Below are 11,756 nucleotides of genomic sequence, written 5' to 3'. Positions count from 1 at the left end.
AGCCCCAGATCGTCGCGTTCGCTTGCGACTGCGTCGACCGGGGGTGTGAACCCGCTGCGTGAGAAGAGTGCGGTCCGATACTGCCGCTGCTTTTATGAGTCGGTCTCTCCCTGGTCGCGCCTGTCGTTGAGGAAGGCTCGCGTCCGCGCGGCCACCTCGGAGCGGAGCTCGCTCGTATCCACGGACTGCTCGCCGTGGTAGAGCCGTCTGTGCTCCTCCCGAACGATGTCCTCGAGGACCTGCTCGTAGAAGGGCTGGAACGTCACCGTCTGCTCTCGGTCCTCGAACTTGGCCGCGAGTTTCTCGAACCGGCGTCGAGTCGCGTACTTCTCTGCCAGTTCCGACGCCGACCCGTCGACGGGAACCGTGTCGTCGACCTCCCGGAAGTTCGGGTGGACGAGTTTCGCGCGTTGGCCCTGCTTGTTCCGGACGACGACACCCTCCGCAGGACCGTCGTACCACGCCGATTGCGGGACGGTGTACGATTCGGGGTCGAAATCCCGCGCGTTGCGTTCGCGCTCGACGGCGTTCACCGGCTGGAGCCCCAGGCGCTCGAAGATCTGTTCGACCGTGTCCGGTGGGAGGAACTGCTCGTCGGTTGCCGACCAGACATCGAAGCCGAGAAACGACGGCGCCCACTCCCAGTCGTAGTCGATCGCGTGCTGATGCATCGCTTCGCCGAAGAACACGACCGTTTCGACCTCGTCGACTGCTTCCCGGAGCGCGTGTCGGTCCAGTTCCGCCCGGACGTGCCGAACGGCGTGCTGGTACGGGTCGGGAACGTCGTCCGGCGTCTCGTAGACGCGACTCCGATCGCCGAACCGCAACTGGCCGGACTGGCGGAGCTGAAACCGGAAATTCGCCCCGTCGACCTTTTCGAGCAGCCAGAGGTGACCGCTGTCGAAGAGGCCGTCCGGGGCGTTCGCGACTCGTGGGATCGACGGGAACTGTTTCATGCTACTCCTCCGGGTGGTCGAGACCGCTCTGCAGGTCCTCGCGGTCTCGCTCCAGTCGTTCGACGTGCGTTTCGAGTTCGTCGACGGACATCAACGCCAGCCGGAGGAACTGCTCGTCCCGATCGGGCATCAGCGGCAGCCGGCTCTCGGATTCGTCCGGGCCAGCGCTGCGGGACTGCTTGCGGACCAGTTCCTCGCGCGCTGCGCGCAACTCCCGTCGAAGGCGATCTTCCTCGTTCATAGTGATCCACGCGTCCGGAGACGCAGCCCGCTACGGCCCGGGAAGGCGGTCGCGCGAACCGCTCACCGGACGCGTGGGTGTCCGACCAGCGGCCGAGACATGTCTTCGGATTTCCGTCACGGTTATAAGTGCTTTCTGCCGGTGCGGTCCTCGCTCACGAGGGGAACTGTACTCCCGTGGGACACTGCTGCCGGTTCACTTGTCGAGTTGTTCGGCAACATCCTGAACCATCCGCGTGAGGGGCGAGTCGAGGCTGGCGTTTGCGGTCCGCCTGGCTTCTTCGAGATGCTCCCGCCGTTTGCCGTCGTATCGTGTGGCCATCTCGTCCAGCTCTGCCCGAACCGCTTCGATCGTGTCGCGCTCGTCGAGTGTGTCGTAGGTCCGGAAGACGTCCTGCAGTCCCTGCTTGGCCGACTGTCGGACCCGGCCGTCCTCGTCGGTCACCGCTTCGAGAAAGAACCCACACAGCGCATCCGTCTGGTCCACGACGGTCTCTCGATCCGGGCTCGCTGTCTGCTCGTCTTGCAGGTTGACCGCGGCCGCGAGTCCGGGCGCGAGTTCGGACGCGACGCGGACACAGGACTGTCGCACGTAGCCGTCTTCACTCGCCCCGTACAGCGTCGTCAGACCGTCGAACAAGTCCTCGAACGATCGAACGCGCTCGTCGATGTCCCACGCACTAATCTCCTCGATGACGGGGTTGACACGCTCTGCATCACCGGACGCGATGTCGTCGCGAAATTCGTCCCAGGACTGGGGCATACGCTTGTGTCTCTCACGTCGTTCCTTAATCAGACGTGATTCAGCAGGTTGGCGTTGCAGATGTACGCCCTATACTGGCGATAAAACTCCGCTACCGGCACCGGTTCATAACCGGTTTCAGCTACTGAGTGACGAGTATAGGCGATTTTGGGGCAGTTAGGACCATCGTTGAGACTCATAAACAGGCCCCACAGCCCGCAAGATAAGAGAATGAGAACTGGAAAACGAACTAGGACTGGGCGGACTGTCGAATCAATGGGCCGATTCGGCCGGTAGCGGCCTTGTATACCCGTATGTGGCTCCGGCGACAGATTTTCATAACGAGTGATTGGAGTATTTTGGCAAGCCAGATTTTCATAATCGGCCCACGTATGGTGGTTTAGTCCGATTATGACTCTGGTATGACTGTCGATATATCGGCACCCCACGGTTCGGATTCGGTCGTGCTCTGACCGCTCTACTTGCTTTAGCAACGTGGGGCCAGTCGTGGTCTCGTCTGTCGGGGGGTCACCCATTTCATAGGGTATTGTTATTTTATCTTGCGGGCCTGCGACCCGATTATGGACACTCCCTGAGCGGCGCAGGGGGCTAAGCGGTGCTCTTGGCAGCGGGAGGCTGGTCTTGCTGGTTATGATTCTGAGGGAAATCAATCCACGCTGGATACAAGGCGCGTATCTTGGACGTGACTGGTTCTCCAAGTCGGCAGGCACCGACAACACTAACAGTATGAAAAAAGTATGAACTCGTATGGCAGAACATACCCGGAAAGTCGGTGAGCGGGGGCAAGTCACCATCCCGAAAGAACTCCGCGACCGCCGCGGGATCGAAGGTGGCGACGAGATCAGGTTCGTCGAGGTTAACGACGAGATCGTGATCAAGCCACCGACGGACGAAGAGCGCTTAGCGGAAGGATACAAGAAACGAGCAGACCGGTCTCGGCAGCTGGTCGAAGAGATGGACGGAACGTCAGCAGAAGCAACCGAGCGACTGGGGGATGCTCCGGAGTGGGGCGAGTGACCTGTGAAGGTGCGTCGCGGAGACATCGTCACTGTCGAATTGAATCCAACAAAGGGGAGTGAGCAACAGGGTTCGAATCGGCCCTGTGTCGTTATTCAAAACGACGTTGGCAACCAGTACTCCCCAACGACGATCGTCGCCCCCCTCACGAAGCAGTACGATCCCACTGACATCTACCCGTTCGAGGTGGAAGTCCTTGCCTCGAACACTACTCTCAACCACGATTCGGTGGCCGATCTCAGTCAGATCTGTGTTGTCGATATTAGCAACCGTGTCACGAAGAATATCGGGTCGGTGCCGGCGACGCGAATGGCGAAGATCGATGCTGCGATCAAAAACAGTCTCGGTCTGTGAATTACTACTGTCACACGATCTGCTGAGCGGCAACACCACAGGTGTCGGGTGAAAATCCTGAAATCACTCTTCGTCTGCTTTTCCCAAAGATGACGATGGAACCACTGCTGACTTGATCCTCTGAATCCAGCATCAGGCTCTATCGGGAATCGTCTTGCACCTGTCGCTGGAGCCAGGTCATCGGATAGATCGCGGTGAGTCCGGGTTGGTCGATCCGGAACTGCTGTGGTGGCGTGGTCGAGCTGTACGTCTTCCCGACGCGGGGCTCTCCCTCCGGTGGGTCGTTGAGTGCTTCGAGAATGTCGTGTCCATCGGCCTGGCTCAGAACAACCCAGATGGCCTCCTCGGGATCACAGGCAGCCATCTTGTCGTAGTCCTCCGGAACAGCACGGGTGACATCGTGGTTGATCCGCTCGGCCTCGACAGCCACGACGACGTCACCGGTCTCGTCGAGAGTCACACAGTCCAGTCGACGCTGTTCGAGATTCTCGACGGTCGTGTCATCATCACCACCCATGAACGCGGCAGCGTCGGCACTCCCTTCGCGGACTTCGTAGTAGGTGACGACCTCGACATCGGGACAGTCGGGGTCGGCGACGCGCTCCTGTCGGAGCCACCGGGCACTCACCTCGATCATCGCGACGTGTTGGCTGGACTCGTCGAGGTCGCCTTTCCCGTGGCCGAAATCGACGCCCGCCTGGAACTCCTCGCCGATCGCGTCACGGCCCGCTGGCGTCACTGTGTAGTACCGTTGGGGATGGTCGCCGTCGTGGCGGAGTAACCCGGCATCGAGGAGGTCGTCGATTTCCTCCTGGTCGATCCCGACGTCTTCTTTCAGCCGGACCATACTGTCGTGGACGATGTCGTATTCGATCCGATCGTACCGCCGCTGCTGGGCGTTGTGGACTGCCTGTAGAAACGTGAGCTGTCGCCGTGACCACTTGCTGGCCTGGACCTCCTCGGGACTCAGCGTCACGTTGCAGCTACAGATGGGCACGTCGTCCAGATCCACGCTGTCGAGATCGTGACAGCACTGGATCGCCGTCCGCAGCCCGTCGGCTGTGGAATCGAATCGGCTGTTACAGGTCGTACACTCCAGGGCGTCACTGTCGGCGGTGTACCTGAGAAACGAGGGCATCCGGCTGGTGGTAGCGAGGATCGGTGGCATCTCGCCCTGCTCCTCGGGAGCTGTCTCACCGGCCGGACCGCCCGCTCGCTCGCGGTCGACTTCGGCACCGATTGGTCCATCCTCTGATTGCCACGGATCACCAACGTCCCCCGCCGTCGATCCCTCGGCTGACTCCGTGGCAGTCGCATCGACCGACAGGCCGAAGTCCCGTTTCGTCCATTCGAGCAGGTCGTCGTGTGCCGCAGTGAATTCAGGGTCCGGTCCACCATCCGAACGGTCGGGATGGCCTTCCGGAAGGGGGAGTGACTCGGCCATCAGTGGCCGTGGATTGCGACCCTGAAATACACCGGGAAGATCGACGAGCCACTGACCGGCCGAGAGTCCGCGCAGGCGGTTCGCTATCGACTCCCGCCCCATCGCTTCGGTGGCGTAGCGATGTGCGAGATCGTGATCGACACCGATCTTGCCGGTGACGTACGTGCCGACGTTGTTCAACAGTTCCTGATACAGTTCCGAATCAGTAGCTTCGAGCTGACCGGGGAATTGCATCGCCAGGACCAGCGCACAGCCAAACGAGCGGCTCTGGGCGAGCAGTTCGGCGAGCAAATCCCCGTTTGCAACGTCGGCGGCCTCCTCCAGATACACATTGACGAGCGGGAGGGTGACGTCGACGTTCCGGCGACGACGCCGCCGAAGCGCAGACCAGAGATTCGACAGCAAGACGAGCGTCAGGCCGCGCTTGGCCTCGGACTGGAGCCGTCCGGTATCGAAGAGAATAATCACGTCCTCGTCGAGCCAGTCGGCGAAGTCGAAGGTTGGCTGGTCGGCCTCGATGCCGCTCGGTCGGTGATTGAACACGCGGCTGAGATGGGGCGATGTGGCCACCTCATCCACGCGATTCACCGCGCCGCTCATGACCTTCTTGAATATGTCTTTGTCGTCGTTTTCGATCGCGCCCTGGAGACGGTCTCGAAGGTCGGGATTGCTGACGGCGGGCGGCGATTTGCGACCCCGGAACCGTTCGAGTGCCTGTCTTAGGCCCCGGTTCGTGACGACATCGCGCCCGTGGATCGGATCGTACAAGGCGCGGAGCATGTCCTCTATCATATCCGTCGACTCCACGGCGTTATCGTACTGCTCGGCACCCATGAGCTGGCGGAGGATCTCCTGGTAGTGCCCGATCCGGTCCTGGACGGCGACGTTGCGGGGGACACCAGCCTCGAGGTCGGGTTTGACATCGAAAAACGAGATGGCAGGCAGCCACTCCGCACAGTCGAAGTAGATGACATCCTCCAGGTCCCCGAATTTGGCGTAGTGACAGCGGAGATACTCGTCGGTCATCCGCCCACCCTTCGGGTCAAAGACAATCTCCGGGCCGTCAGTCGCCTGGTGGTTTTCCAGGGCCGCGGTGATGAGGCTCGTCGACTTTCCGGTCCCGGTCTGTCCGACCCACGCCACGTTGCGGGTCTGCACCCTGGGTGGCAGGGCGATCGGGTCGGCCGTCGTCCCGTCGTTGGTTTGGGGTGCACCGATGGCGAGGCCGGGCTGGCGGTACTGGGCTAATACCGATTTGGGCGGAAGCGTAATCGAGGTCTGGTCTTCGGGGATCGTTTCGAGTGCACGGCGCGCGTCCGGCGTGAGCTGGTTACCGTCGACCGCGAAGAAGTGGGGGAGTTCCTGGTGGTCGACGACGATCCCACGGCTGTCGTTGGCCGTGAGCGGCACTGCCGTCTCTGGGCGCTGGTAGGTCGGTTCGTAGAACGCGCGTTTGTGGATGGCACCGAGCAGTTCCCGGCCGGCAGGGACCAGATGCCCGTCGTCGTCGGTCCGGACACGACCGGTGACGGTGTGGAACTCGCCACTGATGTGACTGAAGGCCGACTGCAACTGGGTGGCGACGTGGTCGGCACGGTGGGACCCGTCGGCCGGGGCGAAGGCGGCTGCCCGGGCATTGACGGCGAAGGAGTGGGCCGACGCCCGGGTCTGGATATCGGCCCGGCGTTGCCGGTCGGACTGGGAGAGATCCACTCGGTCGAGGTCGACTTCGCGGAACTTGCTGAGCTGGCCCCAGAGCGTATCGGTCCCGGTTTCGATGGCTTCGATCCGGCCGTCGGCTGCCCGGTGCCAGTTGTCGAGGGGGCGAAAGAGGACCTGATAGACCATTGGCAGGGAACTCCTCGCCATCGTCTCGATGATCGTCGTGAGCGGGCTGTGTTCGTGGTCGTTCTGACCCGTGTGGTGGCTGTTGTAGTCCTGTGTCTGCTGGTGGGTCCGGTCACTCGTCGCGAACGGTTCCAGTCGGGTTTGCCAGTCCCGGCGGCGGTCGGCTTCCCCGACGTACTCGACGCCGGCGACGTACCAATCGTCACCGGCGTCCTGCGGCAGATGGGTGACACCGAGATTCTCCCGATACGTGCGCCTGAGTTCGTACTCGTCCGGAAACAGCGTCCGGAGGCTGGTTTCGAGTACATCGAGCCCGCTGTCGTCGACATCTTCGATGCTAAAGCAGTATTCGAGTGCGTCGGTTCCCCGGGAGCGGATCTGGCATTCGATCCACGGCGGAGCCTCGCCCATGTCGAGCGCCCGGGCGAGTTTGTGGGTGATCCCATCCGGGAGACGGCCCTTGCTCAGGCCGTGGAACTGCTTGGCTTGGTTGCTGGCGGCGCGTGGTGAGAGGGCGGTTTCAGCGGGGCGAACCTGGATCGCGTCCGGTTGCTGTCTGTCTTTTTTCACCGGTAGCTCGTCCGGATCCATGCGAGACTACCTCTCTGGCTGACATTTATGTGTTGTGGATTTGAACAGATTTGGGGTCGGTCAGTGAGCCCTCGCCCGGCTCGCGGTCGCTGCGCGGCATCTAAAGAGAGGGGCCGCGCAGGCGACCACGCGGGCGCGACCCGGGCTCGCCCTCACAGTCCGCCAGGACGTGGCAAGACCAGTCGGTCGTCTTCGGTTCCGAGTGGCGGTGCAGGTGTGAGTGTACTGCCTATAGCATCTCTATGGAACGTGCGACAATTGCTTTTCGAGTTCTGTCGTTCTCGTCCACGAAAAGCACTGATTCAGTGAGTCGAGGTGGGCGAGCGAGTCAGTAATTACGCCGCTGTACGACGGTGTCCGACCGTCAAGTTCGGAGTCCAGGTACGAGTCAAGATCCTGTGTCGAGATATCCAATCCGTGGTCACGAGCGTGTTCAGCGAGCGCGGCAAGTCTCTCGTCGAGGTTATCAGCGTGATATGCTAGTTCGACGGCCCGAGCACAGACCGCATCCCGTGTCGTGAATCGAGACTCGTCATCGTAGCGTTCCTCCAGTGCTCGAGGGAAGAGATACGTGCGATCGAGCAGCGTCGGCCGTTCAACGCGCCCAAATTCGGCGACAGCACCGCCAGTGTCGTGTTCGAGGATGAGTGGAATCGCATCCGCGTAGAGGGCGTGGAGAAAGAACTTCACTTTGAGATCTGGAACGTCATTCGATACGTTGAGATCGGGTTGCGTGGCGAGGAGATACGCGTAGGCATCGTGCCGGTGGTTCAGCACGTCGAGCGCTTCATCGAGTCGGTATTTGAACGGCGGTTCGTAGCTTCCCAGAACGAAATACGTCGAATGCGGGCCGAGTGACCTCCTCCCCGCGGTAAACGGCGAGGCTTCCCGAAACCGCACCGCAAGCGTTGGGATATTTGCTGGTCTACGGGTAGACCTGTTCTTGTGGGGCGATTCGCCCCGTTGACTTGTCGAACAGTCGCACCGATGGCTGGGCCAGACAGCCGTTACTCCTATCCATCTCTGGATTCGGAGTTACCGTTGCTCGCATATTCTCCGCCGCATTCAGGTCGCTGTTAGCGACCAGTTCGCAGTTCTCACACACGTACAAGCCACGTTCAACACGGTTTGAATCCGCTTTCGCCCCACACGCACAGCACGTTATCGACGTAGCCAATTCGTACTCATCAACTTGTTCCACCTCGATACCACGTTCTTCAGCCTTGTACTCGATGTGCTGAATCAGCGTATCAAACGCCCAGTCGTGCAGGCGCTTGTTCCCGTGCCGCCCCCAGTCTTCATCCGCACGAATGTCCTTTGGATGCCCGACCGCTATCGTCTCCACACCACGATCTGCACATTGGTCCACGATGTCTTTCGAGAGTGCGTGCAGGTAGTGGGTCTGCCGCCGAGATTTCTTCTGGCGTGCCCACTCAGCATGTGTGCTGGGGCCGTTTTCCCCTTCTGTATTGTATTCTTCCTGGCGGAAGTAGTGGGCGTCTTCTTTCAGAGCGTTCCCCGGATACAACACGGTTTCGTCACCGACAGAGACAGCGGCAGTGTTGCAGATGCCGAGGTCAACACCAGCCGTCTTCTCGCCAGACGAGTCGGCGGCGTTGATGGCGACTTTGCAGACGAAGTGGAGTTCCCAGTGGTCGCCGTTCCAGACGATGCGGACCTGTTGTACGTCTTCGACAGCAGTCAGGTCTGCGTCTGGCCCGGTGTCGTATTCGCAAAGGATGAAGTCGCTCCACCCGTCTTTCAGGTTTTTGCCTTTGGAGAGGCGGACTTGCTGGTGTTTCGTGTCGAGTTTGAATCCGTCTTCTTTGAACGTGATTGTTGAACGTGGTCGTTCGTCGCCGTCTTTGCGGTAGCCCGGTGGGTTGGCGTCTGGGTTGTCTTGTTCGAACCAGGACTGGAAAGCGCCAGCCAATTCTTCGACGATTGCCTGACTTGATTGGGCGTTCAAATCTTTCCAGCACGGTTGGTTTGTCATGTAGGACTTGAGCGGTCCTTCCTCGGGTATTTCACCGGTTGCGTCCCAGATGCGGCCAGCAGTCCACCGAGCAACGTTCCAAATTTTACTGCCGGAACGGGTGAGTGAATCTAGGTCTTGTATGACACCCTCACGGTCGTTTGTGAGCGCCGCTGTAATGGTGCGTGTGGTGACCAGATTCACTATACATAGACAATGACAGTACAATTACTTAATGATTCCGTGTCGACGTTGAATATCCAGCCGAGCGAAGCAGTGACGGCCCCTCACCGGAGCTTGCGCGATTCACTCCCGCCCTATTCGGTCTTCGGTTCCGACAACAAGTGTCGGAACACTCGCCCCTCACGGAAAGGACGGGATTCTCTCGCTGAATCAAGATAGGTGTTCGTGGCGGTCGCGCATATACGAGAGGAGTTGTTCACTGTCCACTGGGTCGAGTTCCAAGCCGTAGAGAACGTCGTCTAGAATGAGGTCCGTGAGTTCGTCGGTGTTTTCCGGTATCTTCGTCATGCCGACTGATATGGTAATATAGATGTTTAACCATACTGGTCTAACTTAGTGAAGTCTGCCCCATATGCTTATGCGGGCTGGGACTGTACGTCTAGATACAATGGCTGATATCTCCGCACACTCAAACTCTGACAGGGAGGAAAACCCGTTAGAACGGCAGCGGGAGTTGATGGAGCTGCTGTCGCAGGAAACCCGGCACAGTATCATTCAGGCTCTCTTAGGGCATCCAGAAGTTCTGGCGTCGGCAGACGAGATCAATCACTTCATCCCGAGCAAATCGAAGAAGACGGTGGACGAGCAACTGGAGGTCCTCGTGGACGCGGAGATCCTTGGGATCTACGAGTATCCGCCAAACAAAGAGAAGCGCGGGCTGCCGTGGAAATTCTACGGGTTCACCGAACACGGTGTCGAGATCATCGGCGATTTCAATTACCTCAAGGGTGTCCCGATGGCGCGAGCGGTGCATCGGAAAACGCGCAAGCCCGAAAAGATCGACCGGCACGAGACGGCCCCGCGACCCGCCCTCCCAGAGCCAGTTCGTGTAGCCTTCCGACGTGACGAAAACTCGGACTGACCGCGATCGTCCGTAACTGGTTGGTGTCGTAGAGATCAGTTCGTGTACTGCGCTGTCCGCGGCTGCTCTGACTGTTCTTGATCGGGACGAGAGCGAATAGTTCGACGCTGCTGCTACTCCCGGGGTTGACAGTCCACAACGTCCGTGACCAGCACCACAGCCGTTCTGTCTGGTGGCTTTCGGCCGAGTGGCTGTCCCTATCGTCTCGGTTGTTGTTGGGTAGTTTGGTTGTCTTACTGAGGTGTGTTCGGGGGTGTAGTCGGTACGGGCCGCCCTCGGGGCTGTGTTCGGTCTCATCCCGACGTGGAGGTCGGTGGGCTACTGGATGTGGCTGCTCAGTGGCTGGTACTGGCTCGCCGCGCTCAGCGGCCAGCCGCCCGGGACAGCGCTCACGGTTCACGGAGCCGTTCGCGCGCGTCGCTCGCACCTTCCCGGTGCGCCAGCAGTTGACCTCCTCCCATGGCTAAACAGTAGTCGCTCATTCGACAGATATCGCTTTTGACGAGCGACCTCTGAGAACTCGAGATCTCCGTGCATCTGGTGCACGGCACTCAGAACCAGTAAGAGCCGGAGCAGAAAATATCAATAACCCTACTTCAGCAACTACTGTGAACAGGTGGGTTTTCGCCTCGCTACCGCTGTAAGCCAGTCGGCTGCACGTCGTGGGTGCTCACCCTCGACTGGGAGGGCTCTATTTGAGGTGTCAAAGAACTGTTTACGGGGTGGCTATTTTCGCCGTAGGAATCACCGAATTCGCTGGCAAGTAGATATGCGTACTGACTGGTGTTTTCAGGCTATCTAACGTATCAGACATACCGCACTGCGAGCCGCCCCCAGGATGAGTGCGGTAACACCTGCAGTCGCAAACGCGTGCATCCCGCCGATAGCCACAACAGGTGCCATGATGGAGCAGGTAGCAGGGATATGCTAAACGCGACGATACCGGATACAAATGCTAGTACAAACCCATACCTCGGTTCACTAGCCCACGCTGGCAGGATTGGCCAATGGCTGCCATTGTCGGTGAGGTGGCCAAATAAATAATCGGTAATGATTGCCAACACGAAGCCGATAGCGAAACTTTGTATGCTGATACCATTGACGAACTCCTTGGGAGACACAGCCAGCATCAGTGGCAGAATCATAGCCATCGCTAATGCACCGGTTACACCCGTTGCGATGCCCCGAAAGGGGAACTGATCCACCGCGTCAGTACTCTTTTGAGTAAACTCAGAGGGCAGGGTCATTGCTCTCTAATACAACGACTGAATTGGATGATTTGTCTTTCGGTACGGTTCTGTCTTTGAGTGATGTGTACTGGCCAGATCACGACTTATTGTATAAGTCGTAATTACGCTCTCAGAGTTACTTTCACCACTAAATAGGTGGAGAGCCTGCTCGGTAGGCCTGCGCAGTTTACTCCGTACTAGTTCCGATCTGGTATAGCAACAGGCCGCTAGCTA

General features: G+C 59.5%; 10 protein-coding genes. 3 read left to right on the top strand and 7 right to left on the bottom strand.

The window, feature by feature from the left end:
* Positions 1-92: 92 nt before the first annotated feature.
* The 3 genes from MU521_RS12700 to MU521_RS12690 all read right to left on the bottom strand — a co-directional run bounded on the left by MU521_RS12700 (position 93) and on the right by MU521_RS12690 (position 1,959).
* Complete coding sequence (locus tag MU521_RS12700) at positions 93-956, bottom strand: RNA ligase family protein (RefSeq protein WP_092691359.1); 864 nt, start codon at positions 954-956, stop codon at positions 93-95.
* A gap of 1 nt (position 957) precedes the next feature.
* The gene (locus tag MU521_RS12695) at positions 958-1,197 is read right to left on the bottom strand and encodes a hypothetical protein (protein ID WP_092691362.1); all 240 of its coding nucleotides are present in this window, start codon (positions 1,195-1,197) and stop codon (positions 958-960) included.
* A 195-nt stretch (positions 1,198-1,392) separates the two neighbouring features.
* Positions 1,393-1,959 carry a hypothetical protein gene (locus tag MU521_RS12690; RefSeq protein WP_092691363.1) on the bottom strand — a complete coding sequence of 189 codons (567 nt, stop codon included), beginning with the start codon at positions 1,957-1,959 and terminating at the stop codon, positions 1,393-1,395.
* 747 nt (positions 1,960-2,706) lie between these two features.
* Here MU521_RS12690 and MU521_RS12685 point away from each other — a divergent pair.
* Positions 2,707-2,976, top strand: a complete 270-nt coding sequence (locus MU521_RS12685; protein WP_092691366.1) for an AbrB/MazE/SpoVT family DNA-binding domain-containing protein — start codon at positions 2,707-2,709, stop codon at positions 2,974-2,976.
* A 3-nt stretch (positions 2,977-2,979) separates the two neighbouring features.
* Entirely contained in the window at positions 2,980-3,330 is a 351-nt protein-coding gene (locus MU521_RS12680; RefSeq protein WP_092691368.1) for a type II toxin-antitoxin system PemK/MazF family toxin, read from the top strand.
* A 139-nt stretch (positions 3,331-3,469) separates the two neighbouring features.
* On the opposite strand, the gene MU521_RS12675 is transcribed toward MU521_RS12680, so the two are convergent.
* The 4 genes from MU521_RS12675 to MU521_RS12660 all read right to left on the bottom strand — a co-directional run bounded on the left by MU521_RS12675 (position 3,470) and on the right by MU521_RS12660 (position 9,719).
* Positions 3,470-7,213, bottom strand: a complete 3,744-nt coding sequence (locus tag MU521_RS12675; protein WP_092691370.1) for an ATP-binding protein — start codon at positions 7,211-7,213, stop codon at positions 3,470-3,472.
* 240 nt (positions 7,214-7,453) lie between these two features.
* Positions 7,454-8,113 carry a DUF8170 family protein gene (locus MU521_RS12670; RefSeq protein ID WP_217630132.1) on the bottom strand — a complete coding sequence of 220 codons (660 nt, stop codon included), beginning with the start codon at positions 8,111-8,113 and terminating at the stop codon, positions 7,454-7,456.
* A 25-nt stretch (positions 8,114-8,138) separates the two neighbouring features.
* Entirely contained in the window at positions 8,139-9,395 is a 1,257-nt protein-coding gene (locus tag MU521_RS12665; RefSeq protein WP_175452838.1) for an RNA-guided endonuclease InsQ/TnpB family protein, read from the bottom strand.
* A gap of 186 nt (positions 9,396-9,581) precedes the next feature.
* Positions 9,582-9,719 (bottom strand): hypothetical protein, encoded by a 138-nt coding sequence (locus MU521_RS12660; protein ID WP_175452825.1) that lies wholly within the window; start codon positions 9,717-9,719, stop codon positions 9,582-9,584.
* A gap of 100 nt (positions 9,720-9,819) precedes the next feature.
* Here MU521_RS12660 and MU521_RS12655 point away from each other — a divergent pair, with 100 nt between their 5' ends.
* Positions 9,820-10,293: a helix-turn-helix domain-containing protein gene (locus tag MU521_RS12655; RefSeq protein ID WP_092691376.1), complete on the top strand. Its 474-nt coding sequence runs from the start codon at positions 9,820-9,822 to the stop codon at positions 10,291-10,293.
* The last annotated feature ends 1,463 nt before the right edge of the window (positions 10,294-11,756 follow it).

This window comes from Halorientalis regularis (assembly GCF_023698535.1).
GTDB lineage: Archaea > Halobacteriota > Halobacteria > Halobacteriales > Haloarculaceae > Halorientalis > Halorientalis regularis.
Note: the sequence above shows the minus strand (reverse complement) of the source record. Positions and strands in the feature narration are given on the sequence as shown.

Coding starts and splice junctions, on each gene's coding strand:
- MU521_RS12700 (WP_092691359.1), bottom strand. CDS start 956: ATGAAACAGTTCCCGTCGATCCCACGAGTCGCGAACGCCCCGGACGGC.
- MU521_RS12695 (WP_092691362.1), bottom strand. CDS start 1,197: ATGAACGAGGAAGATCGCCTTCGACGGGAGTTGCGCGCAGCGCGCGAG.
- MU521_RS12690 (WP_092691363.1), bottom strand. CDS start 1,959: ATGCCCCAGTCCTGGGACGAATTTCGCGACGACATCGCGTCCGGTGAT.
- MU521_RS12685 (WP_092691366.1), top strand. CDS start 2,707: ATGGCAGAACATACCCGGAAAGTCGGTGAGCGGGGGCAAGTCACCATC.
- MU521_RS12675 (WP_092691370.1), bottom strand. CDS start 7,213: ATGGATCCGGACGAGCTACCGGTGAAAAAAGACAGACAGCAACCGGAC.
- MU521_RS12660 (WP_175452825.1), bottom strand. CDS start 9,719: ATGACGAAGATACCGGAAAACACCGACGAACTCACGGACCTCATTCTA.
- MU521_RS12655 (WP_092691376.1), top strand. CDS start 9,820: ATGGCTGATATCTCCGCACACTCAAACTCTGACAGGGAGGAAAACCCG.